The 24,363-nt window shown below is 44.3% G+C and carries 23 protein-coding genes and 1 tRNA gene; 21 read left to right on the plus strand and 3 right to left on the minus strand.

The window, feature by feature from the left end; genetic code table 11:
- The first annotated feature begins 45 nt into the window (after positions 1 to 45).
- From BM528_RS02415 to ilvN, 4 genes are all read left to right on the plus strand, one after another.
- On the plus strand, positions 46 to 507 hold the full coding sequence (locus BM528_RS02415; RefSeq protein ID WP_071978505.1) for a hotdog fold domain-containing protein: 462 nt from the start codon (positions 46 to 48) through the stop codon (positions 505 to 507).
- Between the two features lie 216 nt (positions 508 to 723).
- Positions 724 to 1,107 carry a DUF413 domain-containing protein gene (gene maoP, locus BM528_RS02420; RefSeq protein WP_071978506.1) on the plus strand — a complete coding sequence of 128 codons (384 nt, stop codon included), beginning with the start codon at positions 724 to 726 and terminating at the stop codon, positions 1,105 to 1,107.
- A gap of 251 nt (positions 1,108 to 1,358) precedes the next feature.
- Positions 1,359 to 3,077, plus strand: coding sequence for an acetolactate synthase 3 large subunit (locus BM528_RS02425; protein ID WP_071978507.1), 1,719 nt, complete (start codon positions 1,359 to 1,361; stop codon positions 3,075 to 3,077).
- Positions 3,077 to 3,574, plus strand: coding sequence for an acetolactate synthase small subunit (gene ilvN, locus BM528_RS02430; protein WP_071978508.1), 498 nt, complete (start codon positions 3,077 to 3,079; stop codon positions 3,572 to 3,574). The genes BM528_RS02425 and ilvN overlap by 1 nt, the downstream gene beginning before the upstream one ends.
- A 3-nt stretch (positions 3,575 to 3,577) precedes the next feature.
- Here the strand turns inward: ilvN and BM528_RS02435 are convergent, their stop codons facing one another.
- Positions 3,578 to 4,714, minus strand: a complete 1,137-nt coding sequence (locus BM528_RS02435) for a hypothetical protein (RefSeq protein WP_232230554.1) — start codon at positions 4,712 to 4,714, stop codon at positions 3,578 to 3,580.
- A 194-nt stretch (positions 4,715 to 4,908) separates the two neighbouring features.
- On the opposite strand from BM528_RS02435, the gene tatA reads away from it, so the two are divergent.
- The 7 genes from tatA to hemB are packed head-to-tail and all read left to right on the plus strand — an operon-like array spanning position 4,909 to position 10,485.
- Entirely contained in the window at positions 4,909 to 5,148 is a 240-nt protein-coding gene (gene tatA, locus BM528_RS02440) for a Sec-independent protein translocase subunit TatA (protein WP_071981115.1), read from the plus strand.
- Positions 5,148 to 5,447, plus strand: a complete 300-nt coding sequence (tatB, locus tag BM528_RS02445; RefSeq protein WP_071978509.1) for a Sec-independent protein translocase protein TatB — start codon at positions 5,148 to 5,150, stop codon at positions 5,445 to 5,447. Before tatA ends, tatB begins: the two co-directional genes overlap by 1 nt.
- Positions 5,448 to 6,218, plus strand: a complete 771-nt coding sequence (tatC, locus tag BM528_RS02450) for a twin-arginine translocase subunit TatC (protein ID WP_071978510.1) — start codon at positions 5,448 to 5,450, stop codon at positions 6,216 to 6,218.
- A 26-nt stretch (positions 6,219 to 6,244) separates the two neighbouring features.
- Complete coding sequence (locus tag BM528_RS02455; protein WP_071978511.1) at positions 6,245 to 6,811, plus strand: hypothetical protein; 567 nt, start codon at positions 6,245 to 6,247, stop codon at positions 6,809 to 6,811.
- The gene (locus BM528_RS02460; protein WP_071978512.1) at positions 6,812 to 7,588 is read left to right on the plus strand and encodes a TatD family hydrolase; all 777 of its coding nucleotides are present in this window, start codon (positions 6,812 to 6,814) and stop codon (positions 7,586 to 7,588) included.
- Positions 7,589 to 7,591: 3 nt separating this feature from the next.
- Positions 7,592 to 9,487 carry a sensor domain-containing diguanylate cyclase gene (locus BM528_RS02465; RefSeq protein ID WP_071978513.1) on the plus strand — a complete coding sequence of 632 codons (1,896 nt, stop codon included), beginning with the start codon at positions 7,592 to 7,594 and terminating at the stop codon, positions 9,485 to 9,487.
- Entirely contained in the window at positions 9,484 to 10,485 is a 1,002-nt protein-coding gene (gene hemB, locus BM528_RS02470; RefSeq protein ID WP_071978514.1) for a porphobilinogen synthase, read from the plus strand. Before BM528_RS02465 ends, hemB begins: the two co-directional genes overlap by 4 nt.
- Positions 10,486 to 10,617: 132 nt before the next feature.
- On the opposite strand, the gene BM528_RS02475 is transcribed toward hemB, so the two are convergent.
- Positions 10,618 to 12,129: a Ppx/GppA phosphatase family protein gene (locus BM528_RS02475; protein WP_071978515.1), complete on the minus strand. Its 1,512-nt coding sequence runs from the start codon at positions 12,127 to 12,129 to the stop codon at positions 10,618 to 10,620.
- A 27-nt stretch (positions 12,130 to 12,156) separates the two neighbouring features.
- Positions 12,157 to 13,443: an ATP-dependent RNA helicase RhlB gene (rhlB, locus tag BM528_RS02480; protein WP_071978516.1), complete on the minus strand. Its 1,287-nt coding sequence runs from the start codon at positions 13,441 to 13,443 to the stop codon at positions 12,157 to 12,159.
- 100 nt (positions 13,444 to 13,543) lie between these two features.
- On the opposite strand from rhlB, the gene trxA reads away from it, so the two are divergent.
- The 10 genes from trxA to BM528_RS02530 all read left to right on the plus strand — a co-directional run bounded on the left by trxA (position 13,544) and on the right by BM528_RS02530 (position 24,355).
- Entirely contained in the window at positions 13,544 to 13,870 is a 327-nt protein-coding gene (trxA, locus tag BM528_RS02485; protein ID WP_032095435.1) for a thioredoxin TrxA, read from the plus strand.
- 267 nt (positions 13,871 to 14,137) lie between these two features.
- Positions 14,138 to 15,403 carry a transcription termination factor Rho gene (rho, locus tag BM528_RS02490; protein WP_083595354.1) on the plus strand — a complete coding sequence of 422 codons (1,266 nt, stop codon included), beginning with the start codon at positions 14,138 to 14,140 and terminating at the stop codon, positions 15,401 to 15,403.
- 220 nt (positions 15,404 to 15,623) lie between these two features.
- Positions 15,624 to 16,940, plus strand: coding sequence for an amidohydrolase (locus BM528_RS02495; RefSeq protein ID WP_071978518.1), 1,317 nt, complete (start codon positions 15,624 to 15,626; stop codon positions 16,938 to 16,940).
- Between the two features lie 20 nt (positions 16,941 to 16,960).
- Positions 16,961 to 19,771 carry a hybrid sensor histidine kinase/response regulator gene (locus BM528_RS02500; RefSeq protein ID WP_071978519.1) on the plus strand — a complete coding sequence of 937 codons (2,811 nt, stop codon included), beginning with the start codon at positions 16,961 to 16,963 and terminating at the stop codon, positions 19,769 to 19,771.
- A 178-nt stretch (positions 19,772 to 19,949) separates the two neighbouring features.
- Entirely contained in the window at positions 19,950 to 20,444 is a 495-nt protein-coding gene (gene purE, locus BM528_RS02505; RefSeq protein ID WP_071978520.1) for a 5-(carboxyamino)imidazole ribonucleotide mutase, read from the plus strand.
- Positions 20,441 to 21,577, plus strand: coding sequence for a 5-(carboxyamino)imidazole ribonucleotide synthase (locus BM528_RS02510; protein WP_071978521.1), 1,137 nt, complete (start codon positions 20,441 to 20,443; stop codon positions 21,575 to 21,577). Before purE ends, BM528_RS02510 begins: the two co-directional genes overlap by 4 nt.
- A gap of 61 nt (positions 21,578 to 21,638) precedes the next feature.
- Positions 21,639 to 21,714, plus strand: a tRNA-Thr gene (locus BM528_RS02515).
- Between the two features lie 67 nt (positions 21,715 to 21,781).
- A complete protein-coding gene (locus BM528_RS02520) occupies positions 21,782 to 22,312 on the plus strand; it encodes a copper chaperone PCu(A)C (protein ID WP_083595176.1) in 531 nt (176 codons plus the stop codon).
- 160 nt (positions 22,313 to 22,472) lie between these two features.
- Complete coding sequence (locus tag BM528_RS02525; protein ID WP_071978522.1) at positions 22,473 to 22,946, plus strand: Dps family protein; 474 nt, start codon at positions 22,473 to 22,475, stop codon at positions 22,944 to 22,946.
- Between the two features lie 278 nt (positions 22,947 to 23,224).
- The gene (locus BM528_RS02530) at positions 23,225 to 24,355 is read left to right on the plus strand and encodes a PQQ-dependent sugar dehydrogenase (protein WP_071981117.1); all 1,131 of its coding nucleotides are present in this window, start codon (positions 23,225 to 23,227) and stop codon (positions 24,353 to 24,355) included.
- The last annotated feature ends 8 nt before the right edge of the window (positions 24,356 to 24,363 follow it).

The following is a 24,363-nucleotide window of genomic DNA, read 5'->3' on the forward strand; positions in this document are numbered from 1 at the left end:
TTTATTGGCCACTGTTCTCATCATACATAAAGTGGCAAGATAACGATGTCAAAAAACTACGTACTCAATACCTACAACAAATTTCTAAAACTGCCCTTTGGCAAAAAGCTGTTTAGCTGGTATTCAGCGCGCAGGGCTCCTTATTTCGCTACCGTTTCGCCAGTTATTACAGATATCAAACCAAACTACTGTGAAGTGTTAATTAAAAAACGCAAAGTGGTGGAAAACCATATAGGCACGGTTCACGTTATTGCTATATGTAATGGCTTGGAAATGGCGATGGGGTTTATGTGTGAGGCGTCTATCCCCAAGTATTTGCGTTGGATCCCAAAAGGGATGGAAGTGAAGTATCCAGCAAAAGCGGATACCGATATTCGATGCGTGGCTGAAGTACCAGAAGATGCATGGAAGCCTGGTGACCTGCCTATTTCAGTAAAAGCATACGATACAAATGGTACCGTTGTTGTAGATGGAATTATTACCGTTTGGGTCAGTGAGAAGCGCTAAATAGTACAAGGCTGCGTGAAGCATTCTGCATCTTATTTTGATTTAAAATATTAAGTTTTTACTACCTCGTGTTTTGGGTTTGACAGTAGCTGCAAACCCAACTAAACCTACCAATAGCATGTCGTTATATGTCAAATAGGTAGTCTATTTTTACGCTAAGTAAGAGATTGGTCTCGCTTGGCTACACCCAACTAATATAGTTTGAACGAGGTGGATATGGCGGTTATTTCAAAACAGCAGGTAGCGAGTAAATTATTTGTCGATAAAAAGAACTACCCTTATGGCTTTGCCCGTTCTGGTGACTTTTCTATCTCCGAAAGTAAGCTTTTGCAATCTCATGGAAGTTTATTTGCCGCCCTGGTTGACGGCGAAATAACTCCGGAAAATGATGAGGAACAAGCTTATCTTGAGTCAGCTTTGGGGCATCGCGAACCTTCAACTCCCCAAGAAAAGGTGTGGCTCAAATATCAACGACGAATAAATAGGCCTAAAACCGCAAGCATCTATGGCTCACAAAAGCCTGTCATTGACGATACCGACGCGGATAATGACGAAGACATCAATGACAATAGCGATCTTGATGTGGATGTGTCTGATTAGCCTTCAATACATGCGTAAAACAAACGTAACAGATGATAAATTTCAAATTTTGTTAACTGATTGTAAATAATTATCCTATTTTGGGTGAATAATGCCTTTGATATGAAATATTCATCCTAATTATTGCTATTATTGGGATATATATCTCACTTTTCCTCATTTTGGTGTTTTATCTTCCTATTAGCTTCGATATAGTCCGGACATCGTCAGCGAAAGATGACAACTCACAACCTTTTACGGGAGATACAACAGTGAAAATGATGTCGGGCGCAGCCATGGTGGTTGAAGCGCTAAAAGATGTAGGAGTAACACATGTGTTCGGTTATCCAGGTGGTGCCGTACTTGACATTTATGATGCTTTATTTGCACAAGATGATGTCAAACATGTCCTCGTACGTCATGAACAGGCAGCCGCACATATGGCGGATGGGTATGCACGTTCAACTGGCAAAACCGGCACCGTTCTCGTCACTTCAGGTCCTGGAGCAACAAATACGATTACCGGTATAGCCACTGCATATATGGATTCTATTCCTATGGTAGTGCTATCGGGCCAGGTGCCTTCTATGCACATAGGTGAAGATGCTTTCCAAGAAACTGATATGGTAGGGTGTTCACGTCCTATTGTTAAGCATAGCTTCCTTGTAAAGCGCTCAGTTGATATTCCTGAGGCAATTGCAAAAGCCTACTACATTGCTAATACAGGTCGCCCAGGCCCGGTAGTTGTTGATTTACCGAAAGATTTAGTGAGTGTGGCGGACGAACATCCGTATGTGTTCCCGTCTGACGTAACTATGCGCTCTTACAATCCAACTGAAAAGGGTCACCCAAAACAGGTCAAAAAAGCAGTAGAGTCACTGTTGAAAGCGGAACGTCCGATTTTATATGTTGGCGGTGGAGCAGTAGCCTGTGACGCCTCCAGCAAAGTGATTGAGCTAGCCGAAAAGCTAAACGCCCCCGTTACATGTACCCTAATGGGGCTTGGTGCCATGCCGGGAACACATAAGCAATTTATTGGTATGCTTGGCATGCACGGCACCCTTGAAGCTAATAAGTCGATGCATAATGCCGACTGTATCATTGCTTTAGGTGCGCGATTTGACGACCGTGTAACTAATAACGTTGATAAGTTTTGCCCTCACGCCGATATCATACATGTTGACATCGACCCAGCATCTATATCTAAAACGGTGAACGCACATATTCCTGTGGTTGGTTCGGTAGATAAGGTTTTAGATCAAATCCTTAGCCAAGTGGATAAGAAAGACCTTTCTGCTCAGCCTGAAAAGCTTGCCGATTGGTGGAGCCAAATAGCAACTTGGCGAGCAAAGGCTTGCTTGAATTATGAGCAGGGCGAAGAAGTTATTAAACCACAGCGAGTTATTGAAACGCTCTATAAGCACACCGATGGCAAAGCCTTTGTGAGCTCGGACGTGGGTCAGCATCAAATGTTTGCTGCCTTATATTATCAGTACGATAAGCCACGTCAGTGGATTAACTCTGGCGGCCTAGGCACTATGGGCTTTGGCCTACCCGCTGCAATGGGAGTTCAGTTTGCTCACCCTAAAGCCACATCAGTAGTGGTAACGGGTGACGGTAGTATTCAAATGAATATTCAAGAACTGTCTACCTGCTTGCAATACAACTTACCTATCAAGATTATTTCGTTGAATAACCGCGCGCTTGGCATGGTTCGTCAGTGGCAAGATATGATCTATAAAGGTCGACATTCACACTCCTACATGGATTCGATGCCTGATTTCGTTAAGCTTGCAGAAGCTTATGGCCACATTGGTATTAAGGTCGATAAGTTAGATGAACTCGACGCCGCTATGGAGAAATGTTTCAGCTACACAGATCGCTTGGTGTTTATGGACATTGCTATAGACCAAAACGAACACGTATATCCTATGCAAATTAAGTACGGAGCCATGGATGACATGCGCTTGAGTAAGACGGAGCGAACCTAATGAAACGCATTATTTCAGTATTAATGGAAAACGCCCCTGGCGCACTATCTCGAATTGTTGGTGTATTCTCTCAGCGTGGATATAACGTAGACTCGTTGTGCGTAGCACCCACAGACGATTCAAGCCTTTCACGCTTAACTATCATTACCCATGGTGATGACAAGGTTATCGAGCAGATCACTAAGCAGGTAAATAAGCTTATTGACGTGCTTAAGGTGGCAGATTTAACGGAAAACACGCACATTGAGCGCGAATTAATGTTAATTAAAGTCGCTACCCGTACCGAGTCAGTGCGCGCGGAAGTTAAGCGTAATTCAGATATTTTCCGCGGCCGCATTCTTGATGTGAACGCCAATAACTATACTATCGAAATTACTGGCACTACCGACAAGCTTGACGCATTTGCGGCCACTATGGGCCAATGCGCAGAGGTTATCGAGTCGTCGAGAACGGGTGTGTGTGGTCTTGCTCGTGGTGATAGAGCGCTTAGGCTTTAGCGTTTAGTTACGCGCACAACTGCGAACAACTATATTCAAACATTTGAAGGCCAGTGCAACACTGGCCTTTTTTATACCGAAAAAGTTGCTTACAACACAAACACAATTGTTAGACACATCTCCGTAATACGCCTCTACGCGCAGGGCCACACCAAATGAAGGAGAAAAGTTTTCCTCTCGCAGTAGCAACACAAAGGGCTCAACGTCAAAATATAGCCAATCTCTCACCGTATTTGAACGCCATCTCAAGCCGCTGTAAATCTCTTCAACGCGATAGTTGGGTTGGCTAAGACCCTCTACCATAAAGTGGGGAATGAGCGAATTGTGACGATTTAGGGAATACAAATGGTGAACTTCATGTCGCCAAAACCAATCGTCGGTCTCATCGCGATAAAAGAAACGGTTGTTCTGTCGAATTAAATGCTGCGGGTTTAGATCGTATTGAAAAGCAGCGCCCAGCTCTGCGCCCAGTCTATCCCTTGTGAAATAATAAACTTCAGCATCGTATAAAACAGCCCAGTTTTCGCTTATCGCTGCCGCATCTCTGTACCTTGCTCGAGTGTAAAGCTGATCACGCCTGCCAGCGCCAATTCTAAAAGAATAATGGGAGTTTTGATCTGGTCGAAAACGAAGGGCGATAGTTGTGCGATCTCGGTTGTTGTTTGCTGTATCCCTCGCTGCTCTGATGGCTGAATCTTGGGTTTCATCTTCGTTATCACTCAGTAACAAATCTACCCGCTCTTCTAGTGCTGGCAGTTTTACTCGAATGCGAAACCGCACATCGGTATCTGTTAACATGCCAGAGCGAGGTTCCCAAGCAAGTTGAACCCGCCCTTGGGCTCTAGCCTGTGAACCCATGAGCTTCTCATCGCTTTCTTTACTGTAAAACCAGCCATCGAATTGCCTTACTGTAAAGTCCATCGAATTAGTAAAGCTACGCTGCCAAATATCAAACCATTGCTCTTCGTAGTCATGTTGATGACCGTCATCTACTTCTATGGCCTTTTTCTTGACAACGTTGGTGGTCACTATCACTCCACTAGGCGCGTTTTGACTGTGTTTCACCGCCTCGCTCTCGCCCTGAGAAGGTGAGAAATTAGCAAGTAGAAAATGGCATAGCACAGTGACAGCGCATGTCATTAATGACTAACTCCTTGTTAATAATGGTAAAGCCTGTGTGGACTGTAAGTGAAACCGAAAAGATTACCTTGTAGTAAGAAGAATGAAACGCATGAAGTAAAAGGTCAATGATTATTCGATAAGATAAATATTCAGGTGAAAGGAGCGTCTTGCAGTGGCATACTGGGCACATTGAAGTTTGGGAGATAAATTTTATGGGTGGTATTAGTATTTGGCAGCTGCTGATAATACTAGTGATAGTAGTGTTACTTTTTGGCACAAAGCGTTTAAAAGGCATTGGCACCGATTTAGGTAGTGCTATAAAAGGCTTTAAAAAAGAAATCACTGAAGACGATAAAGACGCAGACTTCGACCAAAAAAAGCAGGTAGAAGAACAGCGTACTTCTGACTCAGTAGCGACAAAAACAGAAAGTGATGTGAAAGATAAGTCCTAATGTTTGATATTGGTTTTTGGGAGCTTTTGGTTATAGGCGTTTTGGCTCTTTTAGTGTTGGGGCCAGAGAGATTGCCGGGAGCCATACGTTCAACCATCAATACCGTTCGTGGCGTGCGCAATATGGCAACTGGCTTTAAGCAAGAAGTTGAGCATCAGTTGCGCGTGCACGAGTTGCATGAAAATCTTAAGAAAGCGGAACAGCAGGGACTTAAAGAACTCTCACCAGAACTTGAAAAAAGTGTGGATGAGTTGAAAAAAGCGGCTGAATCGGTTCAAGAACCTTATAAAAAGCAGTAAATGTCTGACGCAAACAACTTACTATCTCATTTAATTGAATTACGCAGCAGAATTCTAAAGGCGTTACTGAGCGTGCTTGTTGTGTTCTTGTGTCTGGCCGCGTTCGCGCAAGATTTGTATCAACTGCTGGCTATGCCGCTGTTAGATGCTATGCCAGAAAACGCGACTATGATTGCTACCGATGTTGCCTCTCCCTTCTTTGCTCCGTTTAAGCTTACGTTGGTGCTGTCCTTTTTCATCGCCATACCTTACGTACTTTATCAAGTTTGGGGTTTTGTGGCTCCAGGGCTTTATCGTAATGAAAAACGGTTAGTCGCTCCCTTGCTGCTTTCTAGTACTCTTTTGTTTTACGCTGGTATGGCGTTCGCGTATTTTGTGGTATTTCCAATCGCTTTCGCGTTTTTCACCAGTGTTGCCCCTGAAGGAGTAACAGTAAGTACTGATATTTCCAGCTACCTAAATTTTGTATTAAAGTTGTTTTTTGCGTTCGGAGTATCGTTTGAAATTCCTATTGCCATTATCCTTATGTGCTGGACGGGCATAACCGACGCTAAATCGTTGCGGGCAAAGCGACCTTTCGTAGTAGTAGGCGCTTTTGTTGTTGGTATGCTGCTAACTCCGCCCGATATCATTTCGCAAACCTTACTTGCCATCCCTATGTGGCTGCTATTTGAAGTAGGCGTAGTGATAGGTGGTTTGTATGCGGGTAAGGGAAAGCGTGAAGAAAATAAAGCGAGCGACGACACAACAAACGCTTCTGACGACGCTTAAATAATTTATTAAAAAGGAATAAAAAAATGAAAACTCGAATAATCCCTTTTATTGCAGTTTTGGCGGCTTTAAATGCGTTGCCAGCGCAGGCTGAAAGTGTTGGTAAGGCAATTGAAAAGTGTCGTGCTACAGAAAACAGCTTAAAGCGCCTAATGTGTTATGACCGCATGGCGAAGTCTTTGAGCCAGTATGACGATGCAGATATGCAAATGAGCGAAATGCCAGCGCTACCCAGAGCAAAGCCTAAACCTTCGACTGCCAACGTGCCCGCTTCTCGTCCTCGTGTTGCTGCGGCGCCGGCTCCTGCTGTTACTGAAGAGCGCGATCCTGCAGCCTCTTTTGGTTTAGATAGAAAGCGCACGCCAGCCGATGAAGTATCTGAGGTTGTCCTTACTATTGCCGACCTATCAGAGGGAGCTCGAGGAAAAACCGTTGTTACCTTCAGTGATGGCGCGGTGTGGCAGCAAGTCGACAATACCTATTTAAAGCTTGAAAAAGGTCAAACGGTAAGTATTGAAAAAGGTCTTTTCGGCGCGTTCTTCTTAAGCGTGGAAGGGCTTAATAAGCGTTTAAAAGTGAAGCGCGTAAAGTAGATGAAACTGTTCGACGCCGGCGTAAATCTGCTAGACGGGCGATTTAGTGCTGACGAAGTAATTCAGCGAGCGAATGACGCTGGCGTTGCAAGGTTATGCATCATTACCACCCATCCAAGCGAGTGGGATGATGCATACCAGTTATATCTAAAATACCCCGATATCTGTTGTTACACCATTGGTGTCCATCCGCACAATGCAAAAGACGTAAATGCACACGGGTTGATGCAACTCGAGCAACTTGCTCAACAAAAGGGCTGTGTCGCAATAGGGGAGTGTGGTTTAGATTTTAATCGCAATTTTTCTGCGCAAGAAACTCAGCTATCGGTGTTTGAAGAGCAGCTAAAGATTGCTGTCAAGCTGCAAAAGCCCGTGTACTTGCACGAGCGTGATGCCTTTGAACCTCAAATAGCGCTGCTAAGAAGATATATTCCCCAACTGCCCAATGGTATCGCGCACTGCTTCACCGGAGGTGTAGAGGAAGCAAAAGACTACTTAGCCTTAGGGTTGTATATTGGAATTACAGGGTGGGTTTGCGACGAAAAACGCGGTGAGTCGTTAAGAAATGCTATTGCGTGTATTCCTCACGATAAACTCATTTTCGAGACCGATGCGCCTTACCTTTTCCCAAAAACACTGAGACCAAGAAAAAGAAACAATGAGCCTGCTTTTTTACCCCACATTGTAGAGCAGGTAAGCGATATGCTTGGTGTTCCGGCCCAACAGCTTAGTAAAAGCAGTTTTGTTAATACGCTAACCTTATTTAGTATTGACTGAGATATGAGAAAAAAGCTGTATTTACTGCGTAATCACGATGCTTGGTTGCTGCTTACCACCTGTTTAGCGGTTACCATTTTTGTGTGGCTGTTTGTGAATATCTCCCCTAGTACTTCGTTGCCGCCGCACTATTCTCAGCTAAAGTACTTAACGACTACTAATGACGAGATAGACTTCGATAACGTTGAGCAGGTGCCGAAGAGCCGCTGGACTGCGATATCTTCGCCTATCAACTTAGGCATGAGCGATAAAACCGTATGGTTTTCTCTGGTCGTAGACCCTACCCAAAGCCCAGAGAGTCAGTATTTACTGCATATCGACTATGCACTGCTCGATATTCTCGACGTGGGGGTTTTTGAGAGTATTGGGGCAACTCCTGTTGTGCTTTATTCTGCCGGAGACACTCAACCTACCAGCGTACGCCCGCTACAACATGTTAAGCCCTTGTTTCCCCTACCTTCTAGTCAGTTCTCTCAGCGAGTTTTTATTAAAGTAAAAACAACGGGCACCATTCGATTGCCCGTGCGGATTTGGAAAGAAAGGGAGTTCATTCAGTTTACTGCTAACCGAAATGCCGCGCTGGGTGTGTTTTTCGGAATTCTTATCGCTATGGGGATCAGCAATATCTTTCTGACTGTCACAACAGGAAGCCGCTCATTTCTTCTCTATTCAGGATATGTTTTTTGTTTAGCGCTTACCATAGCTACGCTTCAGGGATATGGTTTCACCTATATATGGAGCAATAGCCCTTGGTTTCAGGGTAAGGCCGCGGTTATTTTTGCCAGTGCAACAATCATGTTTGCCAGCATGTTTACTCGCAGCTTACTGCCGATTAAAAAGTACAGCCTGTTGTGCGATAGAATAATGATTGGTATTGGTTGGACTTGCGGTATCACTCTTGTTGGCGGTGTTATCTTGCCTTACTCATTTATGATTAAAGCATTCTTGATTGCATTAAGTTTTATCGTTACTTACACCCTAGCGCTTGGAGCCTGGCTGGCAATAAAGGGTGAAAGAGTTGCACGATACTTTACCATCGCGTGGGGTTTTCTCTTAGTTAGTGCGTTAGCGGCAAGCTTTGATAACGTTAATTTAGTAAATTTCCCCTTAACGTCAAATACTTTACTAATTATAGGCGGGGCAGTTGAAACCCTTATTTTAGCGCTCATTTTGGCCATTAATTTTAGTCACAGCCGAGATTCTCTTATTGATGCAAAACAGTTTGCTTTAGAGCAGGAAAAACAGGCGAATACAGCCAAAGAGCACCTGCTGACCATGCAGCAGCGTCATCAAGAAGACTTAGAATACAAAGTTGAAGAGCGCACTTTAGAGCTAGAGGTGACATTAAGAGAGCTTTCTGAAGTGAATCAGGAGCTAGAGCGGCTTAACGCTATCGACCCTCTTACAGGTGTGCACAATCGCCGCCACTTTGATAAAAGCCTCCGTGCCCAAGGCAGACGAAGTAGAAGAGAAGAAATCCCGCTTTCGCTGATCATTCTCGATATTGACCATTTTAAAAAGATTAATGATACGTATGGGCACGACGCGGGCGATTTGTGTTTAAAACACACGACTTCGCTGTTTCAACAACACATTCACCGCCCCAGTGACGACTTATGCCGAATTGGTGGAGAAGAGTTCGCCTTTATTCTGCCCAACACTGACTTGGCAGGTGCTACACATTTAGCAGAAACCATAGTCAGAGTATTAGCAGACAAGCCATTTAACTATGAGGGTAGTGAAATTAAACTTACTGCCAGTGCAGGCGTATCAACTGCTGTTATTCAAGACGAAGAGCAAGCCCAAACTCTATTTAAGTTCGCCGATAGCTTGCTGTTCAAAGCAAAACAAACCGGGCGAAACAAAGTAATATCTCAACATTTGCAGGACCAACTATGACCACTTCTTTTCCAAATAAGCGTATGCGCAGGCTAAGAGCTAAAGACGCATTGCGCAGTCTCGTTGCAGAGCACGCGCTTTCTGTTGATGATTTAATCTACCCAGTATTTGTGTTGCCAGGTGAAAATGCCCGAGAGGCTGTTCCGTCAATGCCAAATGTAGAACGGCTGTCTCTCGATCTCTTGCTGTTAGAGATGGAAAATTGGGTGGCCTTGGGAATAAGAACGTTTGCGCTTTTTCCTGTTACGCCAATGGCACTAAAAACCGACTGTGCTAAAGAAGCGTTTAACCCAGAAGGGCTTACGCAAACTGCCCTGAGTGCCATAAAAGAAAAGTACCCTGAGGTCATGTTGATGTCAGATGTTGCTCTCGATCCCTTCACCTCCCATGGGCAAGATGGACTTATTGACGCCGACGGCTATGTCGTTAACGACGAAACAGTCGAAGTGTTAGTAAAACAGGCGCTATCTCATGCCGAAGCGGGGGCTGATATTGTTGCACCCTCTGACATGATGGACGGACGTATAGGTCGCATTCGTGAAGCGCTAGAAAGCAAAGGGTATGTGAACACCTGCATCATGGCTTACTCTGCAAAATATGCATCGTCTTACTATGGCCCATTTCGAGACGCGGTGGGCTCGGCTGCTAACATTAAAGGTGGAAATAAGAAAACCTATCAGATGGACCCAGCAAACTCTAATGAAGCCCTTCACGAGATAGCACTTGATATTGAAGAAGGGGCAGACATGGTAATGGTGAAGCCGGGAATGCCGTACTTAGACATTGTTCGCCGCTGTAAAGATGAGTTCAACGTGCCCACTTTCGCTTATCAGGTGAGTGGTGAGTACGCTATGCATCAGGCTGCATTTGCAAATGGATGGCTAAAAGAGGATGAGGTAGTTTTAGAATCTCTACTCGCATTTAAGCGTGCGGGCGCCGACGGCATTCTTACTTACTTCGCTCCGAAAGCCGCAGAACTGCTGAATAAAAGTTACTGAATAAATAAGTAACAGCCTTTATTTTTTAAAAGAGCGAGCAAAAGCGCCGCCAAATGTATTTTGTACATTTGGCGGCTCTTTGTGTTGAGCCTGTATAAATGCGGCTTTGCTTAAGATATTTATGCAAATAAGCTAAATGCAAACAAGCTCACAGCCGGCTTTGTGTTGAAGCCAGCACTCATTAGCTAATTCAGCGTTTATCAAGGGGTGAGATTTTAGCCAGCCCTCAGGAAAAGTGAGCGTCCATTTACTGTCATCACAAACAAGTTTTACATCAGGAATATGCTTGTTTTGCCTGCGCAAGCAAAGCACTACAGCAATACGTAAGACACGAAGCAACCCCTTTAGCATGGGGCGGTAATCATGATGATAGTTATCGAATACATCCTCAGATATGGCTAGCCTGTGCTGGGATACTAGTTCTCGAATAGCCGTTCGCTGTAGGCGTGTAAACCCTGGTAAGTCGATAAAGCTAAGAATATAAGCGCCGTGTTCATGATGACGTTTGTATTCTATATGAAGCCCAATCTCGTGCAGCTCAGCTGCCGCGCCTAAGATGGTTTCGGTATCTAAATGACAGATATTTTGTTGTCTGCACAGCTGATAGCAAAGCGACAGGGCAACTTGCCTCACAGAAACCGCGTGGGCTGTATCTATATGATAGCGCTGCTTGGTCTGATTAAGTGTTTGTTGTCTACGATCATTGTCAGTGACATTGTCTAACATGCCGTAAATCAAACCTTCTCGTAACGCGCCTCCAGAAATGTTCATATGCTTGATATGTAACGCCTCAAAAAGACTTATTAAAATAGCAAGTCCGGAAGGGAATATCGCTTTTCTGCTTTCTTCTAAACCCTCTATTTCAAGTTGGCCTAAAGAGCCACATTCAACACATTGCTGTTGCAGGTGGTAAAGGTAGTCTAGCCTTATTGCGTCACTTATCCCCTGTGCAACCAGTATTTCAGTAATGGCTTGTGGTGTGCCAGACGCACCTAAACAGTTTTCCCAATCAAAACAAAGAAACGCGTTAGACACTTCATTTATGAGTGAATGAGCCGCTTTCTTTGCTTGATCAAAATTTTCGGTGTTAATAACACCACCTTGAAAGTAGCGCTCCATAAAGGTAACGCAACCCATGTCCAAACTTTTAAGATGGATAGGCTGCATATCATTACCGATAATGATTTCAGTGCTAGCGCCACCGATATCAATAACCAAACTGTTGCCTTGATTAGCGGAGGTGTAGGCGACGCCTAAATATATCTGCCTGGCTTCTTCTTCGCCGCTAATTATATTGAGCTTGTGGTTAAGGATCTCTTCAGCTTTGCGCACAAAAACATGTGCGTTGGTTGCAAGACGCAGCGTTGCGGTTGCCACTATCTTGATGTTTGAAGGGGGAATATCTTGCAGCCTTTCGGAGAACACTTGCAGGCATTGCCAGCCTCGTTCCATACTTGTTTCATCAAGCAAAAAATTATCGTCAAGCCCTGCTGCTAATCGCACCTTTTGCTTTATTTTACCAATAATTTGAACGCTACCATTAACAACATGGACAATGACCATGTGAAAACTGTTTGAGCCTAAATCTACGGCGGCATAATATTCACCGTAGGTTTGGGCATCGTGCTGGAGTTCTGCCTGCATAGTATCTCGTATAATGTTTCTTATATCTTACTTGTTTGTATGTCTTTGCTGAGGTTTACCACGCCCTCGGCTATTTCCTCTACGTGAAGAGTTTCGATTATTGGGCACTCTTTTCTTTCGCGGTCTTGGTGGCTTAATATCTTCCAATAGTGCGGTTCTATCGTAGTCTGTTACCGGAATGGTGGCGTTGATGTATTTTTCAATCGCGGGTAAGTTAAGCGCATACTTCTCACAAGCAAAGCTAATAGCAATACCGCTTCTTCCTGCACGGCCGGTGCGACCAATGCGGTGCACGTAATCTTCGGCGTCATCAGGTAAATCATAGTTAAACACGTGCGTTACCGCATCGATGTGTAATCCGCGCGCAGCTACGTCGGTGGCAACAAGTATATCCAGTGCGCCTTTGGTAAAATCTTCTAGAATACCCAGGCGTTTCTTTTGAGGCACGTCGCCGCTTAATAAGCCAACACGGTGTCCATCAGCGGTAAGCCAATCAGTTACCTTTTCACAGCTGTGCTTGGTATTGGCAAACACAATGGCTTTTTCCGGCCATTCTTCTTCTAACAATGTGAGAAGAAGCAGCATCTTATCTTCGTCAGATGGATAGAACAGTTCTTGGCTAACACGGGTTGCCGTGGTTTGTTCGGGCGCTACTTGAACATGAGTTGGGTTGTTCATGTGCTCGTATGCTAATTCCTGTACGCGGTAACTTAGCGTGGCAGAGAACAGCATGCTTAGGCGCTCACCTGCCGGTGGCATGCGGCGGAATAAGAAGCGAATATCTTTAATGAAACCCAAATCGAACATACGATCGGCCTCATCAAGTACGGCTACCTGGATATTATCTAGCGTAAAGACGTCCTGTTTGTAGTAATCCAGAATGCGCCCTGTCGTGCCAATAATAATATCCACCCCTTCTTCTAGGGTTTCGCGTTGACTTTGGTAACCTTCGCCCCCATAAATCAACCCAAGCGATATTCCAGTATGCTCACTGAGCAACTTGGCATCGTTAAATATTTGCACAGCCAGTTCACGTGTCGGAGCCATAATAATGGCGCGCGGACCGTCTGATTTGCTGTTACTTGAGTTTTCTGCTTTGCTTAGCAGGTAATGGAATGTAGCGACCAGAAACGCAATGGTTTTTCCCGTGCCCGTTTGAGCTTGGCCCGCAATATCGAGACCTTCTAATAACGGAGGCAGTGCAAGTGCCTGAATTGGTGTACAATGCGAAAAATTCTCTGCCGTCAAGGCGTCAACGACTTTGCTGTTGATCGGCAGGTCGGAAAAATGAGTTTCAGTTAAATGAGTAGGCATAGCTTATAGCTTATCAGTGCTTGCATTAAAAAACAGTTTCTATATAACACTTATGGTAAAGCTGAGTATACTCAGCAACAGACCACAAACGGAGAAAAGAATGAGCGACAAAATTATCCAGTTATCTGACGATAAATTCGAAGCAGATGTTATCAATGCTGACAGTCCTGTACTAGTTGACTTTTGGGCCGAATGGTGTGGCCCCTGTAAAATGATCGCGCCTATCTTAGAAGAAGTTGCGACCGAGTTTGATGGCAAGTTAACAGTTGGCAAGTTGAATGTCGATGAAAATAACGAAACTCCGCCGAAATACGGTATTCGCGGCATTCCAACACTGTTACTTTTCAAAAATGGTAATGTTGCTGCTACGAAAGTAGGTGCGTTATCAAAAACTCAACTTACAGAGTTTCTTAACGAAAACCTGTAATTGAACAAGAAAAGCCGGTGTAGCTAACCTCTACATCGGTTTTTTGATCACGCCCTGTTGCATTACACTTTAGGATAGTAAGCCCAATTTAATTAACATTTAGTGAGCAAATCGCTGGACGTTGATTAAATATAGTGCTAACTTTTCTCTCAGCGCTCATCCGAGCAGCATTCTGCACATGTCCAAATCCGGGCGATACCAAATCTAAACGAGAACAGAGTGACCAAAAGTCCTGTAAGCGAAGTTCAAGCACAAAGACCCACCAGTATGAATTTAACCGAATTAAAGAATAAACCAATTAGCGAGTTGGTTAACATGGCCGAAAAAATGGGCCTTGAAAATATGGCTCGCGCCAGAAAACAAGACATCATATTCTCCATTTTGAAGACGCATGCGAAAAGCGGCGAAGATATCTTCGGAGATGGAGTTTTAGAGATTTTACAGGACGGTTTCGGCTTCTTACGTTCAGCTGACTCTTCTTATCTTGCAGGTCCGGATGATATTTATGTATCGCCAAGCCAGATACGTCGCTTCAATCTGCGAACTGGTGACACCATTGCAGGAAAAATTCGTCCACCAAAAGACAGTGAACGTTACTTTGCGCTGTTAAAAATACGCGAAGTAAACTTCGACAAGCCTGAAAACTCACGAAACAAAATCTTGTTCGAAAACCTTACTCCTTTGCATGCAGCAGACCGTTTGCGCATGGAACGTGGTAATGGCTCAACAGAAGATATTACAGCGCGAGTACTTGATTTAGCATCGCCTATTGGTCGCGGTCAGCGCGGTCTTATTGTAGCACCGCCTAAAGCAGGTAAAACTCTTCTACTTCAAAATATCGCTCAATCTATTGCTGCCAACCACCCTGAGTGTGAGCTAATGGTATTGCTTATCGATGAGCGTCCAGAAGAAGTAACAGAAATGCATCGTCTTGTACAAGGTGAGGTAGTCGCATCGACGTTCGATGAACCAGCAAGTCGCCACGTTCAAGTTGCAGAGATGGTAATTGAAAAAGCGAAGCGGTTGGTAGAGCACAAGAAAGATGTGGTCATCCTTCTCGACTCAATTACTCGTCTTGCTCGTGCCTATAACACGGTTATTCCATCATCAGGTAAAGTACTCACCGGTGGTGTAGATGCCAATGCGTTGCACAAGCCAAAGCGTTTCTTTGGTGCTGCCCGTAACGTTGAAGAAGGTGGTAGTTTAACTATTATCGCTACAGCGCTTATCGATACCGGCTCTAAAATGGATGAAGTTATCTACGAAGAGTTTAAAGGTACTGGTAACATGGAACTTCACCTTAACCGCAAAATTGCGGAAAAACGTGTATTCCCAGCTATCGACTTTAATCGTTCTGGTACTCGTCGTGAAGAACTTCTTACGAAGCAAGATGAACTTCAAAAAATGTGGATCCTTCGTAAAATCGTTCACGAGATGTCAGAAATTGATGCCATGGAGTTCTTAATCAGTAAGCTCTCTATGACGAAGACTAACAATGAGTTTTTCGATGCAATGCGAAGACAAAAAAGCTAATAAATAGCTATTGTTTTAAAAAAGCGCCTGATACCAGGCGCTTTTTTGTTTCTAAGCCCCCTTATACCTTCTCTAACTGGCGGCGCTAACTAAGGCATTAGACTTCCGTACAATACTTTTCTTTTTCACTATGCGTTATTTTGATTATCAGCAATAAGGTTAGTGATGTGTTCTGTAATCAGATGCTTTATTCTGATGAAAACAACAAAGGAAAATCATCATGTTTAGGAAAAATTTAGTTGCGTTAACCTTAGCGAGTCTTTTTACGTTTAGCACGGCCATCGCAGTCTCTGCTAGCGCAGCCTCTGTCGATGTAGATACCCTTGCTACCAATGTTGAACCCGATGTCATTAAATGGCGCCATCACTTCCACCAATATCCTGAGCTATCAAACCGAGAATTTAAAACTGCCGAATATATCGAATCTTATTTGACGTCCCTTGGCCTTGAAGTACAAACGGGCATTGCAAAAACTGGGGTAGTAGCCATTCTTGATTCAGGAAAACCAGGTCCTGTGGTTGCACTTCGAGCAGACATGGACGGCTTGCCTGTTAAAGAGCAAAACGACTTGCCATATCGGTCTGAGCAAATGGGTGAATACAACGGCAATGAAGTTCCTGTGATGCATGCCTGTGGACACGACACTCATATGGCCATGTTGATGGGGGCCGCCAAAATCCTTACCGACATTAAAGGCCAACTTAAGGGTAAAGTTAAATTTATATTCCAGCCTGCAGAAGAGGGGGCGCCTGCCGGAGAAACCGGTGGAGCAGAGGTTATGGTTAAGGAAGGCGTACTTCAAAATCCCGATGTAGATGTGATTTTTGGGCTTCACATCAATGCCAATACCGACGTAGGCAAAGTGCGCTACAAGCCAGGCGGCACTATGGCAGCGGTAGATCCGTTTAAAATAGTGATTCACGGTAAACAAGCTCACGGTGCTTATCCGTGGAAAAGTGTTGACCCTGTAGTCACTGCGGCGCAAATGATCATGTCAATTCAAACCATTGTTAGCCGTGAAATAAAGTTAATAGATGATGCTGCCGTTGTTTCGGTGGGCTCTATTCATGGCGGCAATAGGTCAAATATTATTCCTAACGAAGTCGAATTAGTGGGTACCATCAGAACCCTCAACAAAGCGGCACGTGAGCATATCTATGAAGCGCTGCCTCGCAAAGTGAAAGGTATTGCAGAAAGTATGGGAGCGAAGGCTGAGCTTACTTTGCCCCTTGATTATTCTTATCCAATAACGTTTAACGACCCTGAGTTAACGCAAGCGATGCTACCTACCATGCAGCGAACTGCTGGAGCAGAGAACACCTTGTTGTCTAACCCAGTAACCGGTGCAGAAGATTTCTCTTTCTTTCAAGAAAAAGTGCCTGGACTTTATGTTTGGGTTGGTGGAAAGCCACTTGATGTATCAGAGAAAGATAGCCCTGCTCACCACACTCCAGAGTTTTATGTTGATGACTCTGGAATGAAACTAGGCGTTAAGCTATTAACGAACTTTACTCTCGACTATATGGAACAGCATTAATATGACGATGGAGACGTTTCTTGCGAAAACCTGATTTTCATTTGAGTTGGTCTTTAGCGCTAAACGTTTTTCTTGTTTGCTTATTAGGTGCAGGTCTTAATTCAATACCTGCACCTTTTGATAGTGCTGGTATTGCTGTATTTGGCTGCGGTGCTGCTGTTTATGCAGCGCTGCGCTTCCCGCCCCTGCTTTCTATTCCCATGGCATTGGTCATTAGTGCGCCTATTTGGTTCAGCAACGGAAGTGTCGTCGGAAAAGAAAGCCTTACACTTTTACCCATTGTTTTAAGCTTCTTTGGGTATCAAAAGTCGTTGAGACAGATAATTAAAATCGGCGGTGGATTTTGGTCCATTGTTTTTGTGCCAATATTATTTTTAGAACACGCTTTATACGATACTGAAAATCTCAATTTGCTTTTATCGGGTGTTTTAGTGACTTGGATAAGCGGCGTTTTAGGGCTTGTGTCAGGACACTTTGCTTATCTCACCACTCACGGGTTACGGCGAAAGCTATCTTATGAACCTGAAAAGGTTAAGCTAAATTTTTTGTTGAGCTATTTTTTTGCGGGCTGTTTCTTTGTGGCTTCTATGGCCGTTATTTACCTATCGGTAAGCCTGTTTCAGCAGCAACAAGAGCGACAAATCAAAGGGTATATGGCGCAACGTGTTGCCGTACTACAGCAACAGTTATCAGACTTTATTAGTCAGCATCAGCGGGTTATATCATCTACAGCACAAACTTTGTCGGGTGATAAACTGGCCGAGCAGCTCGATGCTCGGGCGACGAAGCAATTATCAATAGCAGCATCACTTTACCCAAATTTTCTTACATTTCTGGTTACCGATGGCAGTGGCAACATTACCCATACTTACCCACCTAATCTAATTGAAAACGTCAGAGCTGGTGTTTTACCAAACGTTGCTTATAGACCTTACTTTTTCAAAGCCATGCAAAGTGGGAAGCCTTATCTATCGAATGTTTTCCAGGGAAGAGGTTTCGGCAACGACCAGATTGTTGCCATGTCTGCGCCTATCAAATCTGAAGATGGTAAGCCAATAGGTATCATTGAAGGCTCACTTTCGTTGAAAAGTTTTTCAATTTTCGATGAACTCAGTTTAAACGGTTTCTCTTTGCTCATAGAAGATCAAAAAGGTGAGGTTGTCTATGCTTCAGAGACACTAAATTTACGACCGCTCAGTAAGGCACCAACTTATCCGTGCGAACCACAATGTGGTAATGAGATTCAGGATGGGCCAGAGGGCAAAACCTGGTTGCGCTACAAAGGGGATATAGCTCAAGCCAACTGGACCGTAAATTATTACTTCAAGCAAGAGTACCTTCTTAGCTCTATGAGCAGCTATCTGCTTAAAGATCTTTTATTGCTGCTGTTGCTATCTCTTCTTGGAACAATAACCGGCTTTTTGGTTGCCAGAATGATAAGTATGCCGTTAAGGCAACTTATTCGCTACATTGCTAATTTTGATCCCTCTACTAACAGGGAAAGCAAAATTCCTCATCAAGCGCTCCATATTCAAGAGCTTACCTCGGTTAATGCCGAGTTTGTAAAGTTAGAGCAAAGGTTATTAAAAGCCTTCGACGATTTAGATAAGACCAGAGCAAAAGAACAGCAGCTCAATGTTGAACTTGGCGAACTGAATCAGTCTCTTGAAGCGCGAATTGAGGAAAAAACACATCATTTAGAAAGCGCGCTTAAATCGGCGGAAGCGGCGAACACGGCGAAAACGCAATTTCTGGCCAATATGAGTCACGAAATACGAACGCCAATGAACGGTATTATTGGCTCTTGTGAACTTATGTTTGAACACAATCTGCCCGAGCATATCGCATCAAGAGCAAAAACGATTTCTCGCTCAGCGACTAACCTCTTGCTTATTCTCGACAGTATCCTCGACTGGTCAAAAATAGAATCGGGAAAAATGGGGATCGATAATCGAGACACACAGATACATGAGCTACTTCACTCTGCCCGTGAGTTGTATCTGTATTCTGCCGATATAAAAGATATTGCAGTGGATGTTAATATTGACTCTTCGGTGCCAAGTGCGTTGATTACCGATGCTGGCAAGGTGAGCCAAGTAGTTAATAATTTACTCAGCAATGCCATAAAATTTACCGATGAGGGGACTATTACCATTGGTGCCGAATATCGTGATAACCACCTAATTATTGCTATAAGCGATACGGGAATCGGCATTTCAGAAGACAAACTGAATACCATTTTTGAAAAGTTTGAACAGGCCGACGCTTCTACAACACGCTATTACGGCGGAACCGGGCTTGGCTTGGCAATCAGCAAAGGGCTTGTCGAGCTTATGGGCGGAGAAATACAAGTAGAGAGTGCGCTTAATGAAGGCTCTACTTTTACATTCTTCATACCTTGTAAAGAGGGAGAAAGTAGTGCGGTTAAAACCATGGCAGAGATTGCTACGCTGCCGGAAAATATTCATGTGCTGCTAGCTGAAGACAATGATATCAATGCTGAAATAGTCATGGATATGCTGAAAGGTGCAAACGTTCGCTGTATTAGAACCAGAAATGGACTGGACGCTCTTGAAGCGGCAAAAAAATATGCATTTGATGTGATTATTATGGATTGCCAAATGCCGGTGATGGATGGGTTAACCGCCACATCTCTTATTCGAAAACAGGGCAAAAATAAGGATGAAGTTCGCATTATCGCGCTAACGGCTAACGCGTTTGAAGAAGATAGACAGGCGTGCCTCAACGCAGGAATGGATGCCTATTTAAGTAAGCCTATACGCAAGCGAATGCTCTACAATACAGTGGCTAACCAACTAGCTAAAAGTTGATTTTTTCTATTGCTACGGTGCTTTTATGACGTCGACCTCGGGCAGCGTCTGTGAGCCGCAAAAATGTACAGCAAAGATCAACATGCCCCAGGGAATTGAAGTGGGAATTTATTGCAAGTTGCGCTACAATCGCGGGCTTTCAAATCATGTCTCTTTTACCTAACCCGAGGATCACTAGATGGCGAAAGTCGCGATTGTAATGGGTTCTACTTCAGACTGGCCTACCATGCAGCAGGCCGCAAAAATGCTGAAGTCTTTCAACGTTGAGTTTGACGCCAAAGTTGTGTCGGCCCACAGAACACCCAACCTACTAGTAGAGTTCGCAGAAAGTGCCGCAGACGAAGGCTTTAGTGCCATTATTGCAGGTGCAGGTGGTGCTGCTCATTTACCCGGTATGATAGCGGCACATACGCATCTGCCCGTGTTCGGATGCCCAGTAAAGTCTAAAGCCTTAAGCGGTTTAGATTCGTTATTGTCTATTGTTCAAATGCCTAAAGGCGTGGCTGTAGGTACACTTGCTATAGGTGAAGCGGGCGCTGCTAATGCGGGGCTGCTAGCGGCTCAGGTTGTCGCACTTCAAGATGAGAGTGTTCGCGATGCTATTATTGCATTTAGACAAGCGCAGACCGATACAGTGCTAGCGTCAAGTAATACGTTGGAGTTAGATGAATGAGAGTAGTTGTTTACGGTGCAGGTCAACTAGCACAAATGATGTACCTAGCGGGTAGCCCTTTAGGTATTGATGTTCAGGCTGTAGACGTAAACAGCGATACAGTAGTTCATCCGGTAAGTAAAACCCCGTTAGATATTCCTCTTGATGAAGCCATAGAGGGTGCCGACGCGTTAACGGTTGAGTTCGAGCATGTGCCCGAGCGTTTACTAGAAGTAGCGGCACAAACAAATAAACTGATGCCGAACATTCAAAGTATTTTAGTTGGCGCTGACAGAGTGCGTGAAAAGCAGTTGCTGCAGTCCATGGACGTAGCTAATTGTGAACATCAAGTGGTTACACACTTAGACCAGCTAGATGCTTGCGTGGATGCACTAGGCAACAAGCTTATCTTAAAGGCAAGTCGCGATGGCTATGATGGCTACGGTCAATGGCGCCTCAGCGATGAATCAGAGTTCCCCGACCTAAAAAAATCACTGCAAGGTTTAGACTTAGAAGCGGTGCCTTTAGTGGTTGAAAAAATGGTGAAGTTTGACAGAGAGCTTTCGCTTATTGGGGTACGCAATGCGAAAGGAGATATTCGCACCTATCCGCTAGCGGAGAATCTGCACCACCAAGGCCAACTTCATGTATCTGTGGCTCCTGCTACTAATGTAGATACTGAGCTTCAAGAGCAAGCTCATACAATATTTACCAAACTGGCTGAGGGTATGGATTATGTAGGCGTGTTAGCCGTTGAGTTGTTTCAGGTTAACAATACCCTGCTAGTAAACGAATTAGCTCCTCGAGTTCATAACTCAGGTCACTGGAGTCAATCAGGGGCCGTCACCAGCCAGTTCGAAAACCACCTCAGAGCAGTATGCGGGCTTCCTTTAGGTGACACGTCTCCACTAGGTCCTAGCGCCATGGTCAACATTATTGGATGCAGCAGCTTTTCTCGCGAATTGCTCAGTATTGATGGCAGTCATCTGCATTGGTATGGCAAGTCGGTACGAGAAAAGCGCAAGATGGGGCACATTAATGTGACAACACAAAGCTACCAGCAACTTGGTGAAAAGCTTATGGCACTTGGTCAATATCTGCCGTTGGAATATTTTCCTAAATTAGTTGCCGAAGCGACGCGATTAAAAGGTTGACAGTCAACTTTTTATCGCTAGAATACGCATCCGCTGTTTAGGCAGCAGTTTTGAAAAGTGTGCCGACTTAGCTCAGTTGGTAGAGCAACTGACTTGTAATCAGTAGGTCGCCAGTTCGATTCCGGCAGTCGGCACCATTTTTCTTTTGTATTACGTAATTCTTACGTAAACTAGTTCCGTTAACCTCAACGGAGCAATATCTCAATGTCCCCTATTTCTTTTTCGCTGTGTTTTCTACAACGCTCAACCTTGTTGATTTGCATGATGTCGTTCGTCTCTGTGACAGCTTTTGCACACGGTGGCAATAGCCATGACGAAACAGCTGAAGACAACGCTCAGATTGTATTAAAAGACGGCTATGCCCGAGCTACATTTCCAATGGCGAAAACTGCCGCAATGTATTTTACTCTTCACAATATGTCTGAAAATGAAGTTCGCTTTGTCAGCGTAAGTGTCGATGAAGAAGTAGCAGATGAGGCGCAAATTCACACTACAGAGATGCAGGGCGACGTTATGCGTATGCGCCACGTAGACAAAGGAGTCAGTGTGGCGGCAAACGGGCATATAGCTTTCGCGCCTGGTGGGTATCACATTATGTTAATGGGTCTTAAAAACGGTTTGCAAGCAGGTAGTGAAGTGAAGCTTACGTTGAGCTTCGATTCTCTCGAAGACCTGCATGTGGTGTTACCAGTAAAAGAAGAGAATAAAGGTATGCAGCATCACGGTCACCATTAGCGATGACACATTATCATTGAAAAAGGTTTTAGGTCATCTATAAATTAGATGATCACAATCAAATTAATACGCGTTATTTATACTGAGCTTTAGCGTATTCTTTACTCATACGGTTAGCGAAATAGCTAACGACTTTTTCAAAAGTGTTAAGGAGCGAAACATGAGCAAGATAGACATTGGAATTTCAGAAAGTGATCGTAGCGAAGTAGCACACGGTCTTAAAAAGCTGTTAGCCGACTCTTATACCCTATATCTTCAAACGCATAACTTTCATTGGAACGTAGAAGGACCCCAGTTTCGGGAATTGCATTTAATGTTTGAAGAGCACTACACCGAACTTGCTGAAGCGGTTGATGAAATTGCAGAGCGAATTCGTACATTAGGCGTTGCTGCTCCAGGAACCTATAAAGCGTTTGCAGAGCTTAGCGCTATTGAGGAAGTTGATGGTGTACCTGAAGCTACAGAAATGGTGCGTTTACTAACCCACGGTCACGAGCAAGTGGTAAAAACCTGTCGAGAGTCGTTAAAGCTTGCCCAAGGTGCCGACGATGAGTCTTCTGCTGCACTCATTGGCGACAGAATGCGTGTGCATGAAAAAACAGCGTGGATGCTTCGCGCAACGCTTCCAAAATAAAGCGATTAGTAGAAGTTTGTTAGCCCTTTTAAGTGGGACTATACATCGGGTTTGCTTGTAGCGAAATATGCATAAACTAGTTAAAAGCGAGTATTTCCAGATAAACTGCGACGAATAAAACTAAGGGTACAGCTATGCTGTACCCTTTTTTGTATACTCTGTTCCAACAAACTTTCAAAACCTGACTTTTAAAGCGCCTGCCATAGAGACGAACTTGGTGGACGTGAGAAGTTAGGTTTATGGCTCGTGAACGAGCCCCAACAAGTATTGAGGTACACATGAGAAAGTCTGCAATTGGGTTACTAAGCCTATGTAGTATAAGTTTAGCGGTAAGCCAAAGCGTAAACGCCAATAGCCACAACGACTCACCAACAACAGACGCTATAACAGTAACCACTCTCGCGGAGGGCCTTGAGCATCCTTGGGGAATGGTTTTTCTACCAAGCGGAGACATGTTAGTGACCGAACGCGCTGGCGGTATTCGTCGTTTGACAAAAGACGGCGTGCTATCGGAACGTTTAGAAAATGTGCCTGAGGTGGTTGCGAATAATCAGGGCGGAATGCTTGATATCACTGTTGATCCGGACTTTAGCGAAAATAATACTGTGTACTTCTGCTACAGCAAACCCTCAGACGATGGCCAAGCTGGTAGTAGCAGTAGTGTGGCAAAAGCAACGCTAGCTAATAATAAACTTGAAAACGTTGAGGTTATTTTTAGTGCATCACCTGTTATAGATAATGGGTTTCACTTTGGCTGTCGACTTGTGTTCGATGCTGATAAGTCGCTTTACATTACTCTTGGCGATCGCTACAAATACATGAAAGAGGCACAAAATACGAACAATCACTTTGGGAGTATTGTGCGCATAAATCGTGACGGAAGCGTGCCTGAAGATAATCCCTTCATCGATGGCGACGCTCCTGAAGTATTTAGTTATGGCCATCGAAATGTTCAAGGGGTAACGGTACATCCGCAAACCGGTGCTGTTTGGGCAATGGAGCACGGGCCGAAAGGTGGCGATGAAATCAATGTTATCAAAAAAGCCGCCAATTACGGTTGGCCAGAAATCACCTACGGCATTGACTACAGCGGTGAAATTATCAGTGATAAAACCCATATGGAGGGCATGGAGCAACCTTGGCTTTATTGGGACCCTTCTATCGCACCAAGCGGGCTGACTTTTTACACAGGTGATATGTTTAAAGAATGGCAAGGCGACATTTTAGTAGGTTCGCTTAAATTCACCCATTTTCGCAGAGTGGAAATAGAAAACGGAAAGCCTGCTAAGCAACACGAATACTTGCGCGAGAATGGCGCGCGTATTAGAGACGTTGATGTTGATAGTGAAGGTGCAATTTACCTTTTAACCGATGCGCCGAACGGTAAAGTACTCAAACTAACTAAGTAAGTAACTAA

The sequence above is a fragment of the Alteromonas sp. RW2A1 genome (assembly GCF_001886475.1).
Lineage (GTDB): Bacteria > Pseudomonadota > Gammaproteobacteria > Enterobacterales > Alteromonadaceae > Alteromonas > Alteromonas hispanica.

Excerpts from the sequence above, each read along its gene's own strand:
- BM528_RS02415 (WP_071978505.1), top strand. The coding sequence starts at position 46 with ATGTCAAAAAACTACGTACTCAATACCTACAACAAATTTCTAAAACTG.
- maoP (WP_071978506.1), top strand. The coding sequence starts at position 724 with ATGGCGGTTATTTCAAAACAGCAGGTAGCGAGTAAATTATTTGTCGAT.
- ilvN (WP_071978508.1), top strand. The coding sequence starts at position 3,077 with ATGAAACGCATTATTTCAGTATTAATGGAAAACGCCCCTGGCGCACTA.
- BM528_RS02435 (WP_232230554.1), bottom strand. The coding sequence starts at position 4,714 with ATGACATGCGCTGTCACTGTGCTATGCCATTTTCTACTTGCTAATTTC.
- tatA (WP_071981115.1), top strand. The coding sequence starts at position 4,909 with ATGGGTGGTATTAGTATTTGGCAGCTGCTGATAATACTAGTGATAGTA.
- tatB (WP_071978509.1), top strand. The coding sequence starts at position 5,148 with ATGTTTGATATTGGTTTTTGGGAGCTTTTGGTTATAGGCGTTTTGGCT.
- tatC (WP_071978510.1), top strand. The coding sequence starts at position 5,448 with ATGTCTGACGCAAACAACTTACTATCTCATTTAATTGAATTACGCAGC.
- BM528_RS02455 (WP_071978511.1), top strand. The coding sequence starts at position 6,245 with ATGAAAACTCGAATAATCCCTTTTATTGCAGTTTTGGCGGCTTTAAAT.
- BM528_RS02460 (WP_071978512.1), top strand. The coding sequence starts at position 6,812 with ATGAAACTGTTCGACGCCGGCGTAAATCTGCTAGACGGGCGATTTAGT.
- BM528_RS02465 (WP_071978513.1), top strand. The coding sequence starts at position 7,592 with ATGAGAAAAAAGCTGTATTTACTGCGTAATCACGATGCTTGGTTGCTG.
- hemB (WP_071978514.1), top strand. The coding sequence starts at position 9,484 with ATGACCACTTCTTTTCCAAATAAGCGTATGCGCAGGCTAAGAGCTAAA.
- BM528_RS02475 (WP_071978515.1), bottom strand. The coding sequence starts at position 12,129 with ATGCAGGCAGAACTCCAGCACGATGCCCAAACCTACGGTGAATATTAT.
- rhlB (WP_071978516.1), bottom strand. The coding sequence starts at position 13,443 with ATGCCTACTCATTTAACTGAAACTCATTTTTCCGACCTGCCGATCAAC.
- trxA (WP_032095435.1), top strand. The coding sequence starts at position 13,544 with ATGAGCGACAAAATTATCCAGTTATCTGACGATAAATTCGAAGCAGAT.
- rho (WP_083595354.1), top strand. The coding sequence starts at position 14,138 with ATGAATTTAACCGAATTAAAGAATAAACCAATTAGCGAGTTGGTTAAC.
- BM528_RS02495 (WP_071978518.1), top strand. The coding sequence starts at position 15,624 with ATGTTTAGGAAAAATTTAGTTGCGTTAACCTTAGCGAGTCTTTTTACG.
- purE (WP_071978520.1), top strand. The coding sequence starts at position 19,950 with ATGGCGAAAGTCGCGATTGTAATGGGTTCTACTTCAGACTGGCCTACC.
- BM528_RS02510 (WP_071978521.1), top strand. The coding sequence starts at position 20,441 with ATGAGAGTAGTTGTTTACGGTGCAGGTCAACTAGCACAAATGATGTAC.
- BM528_RS02520 (WP_083595176.1), top strand. The coding sequence starts at position 21,782 with ATGTCCCCTATTTCTTTTTCGCTGTGTTTTCTACAACGCTCAACCTTG.
- BM528_RS02525 (WP_071978522.1), top strand. The coding sequence starts at position 22,473 with ATGAGCAAGATAGACATTGGAATTTCAGAAAGTGATCGTAGCGAAGTA.
- BM528_RS02530 (WP_071981117.1), top strand. The coding sequence starts at position 23,225 with ATGAGAAAGTCTGCAATTGGGTTACTAAGCCTATGTAGTATAAGTTTA.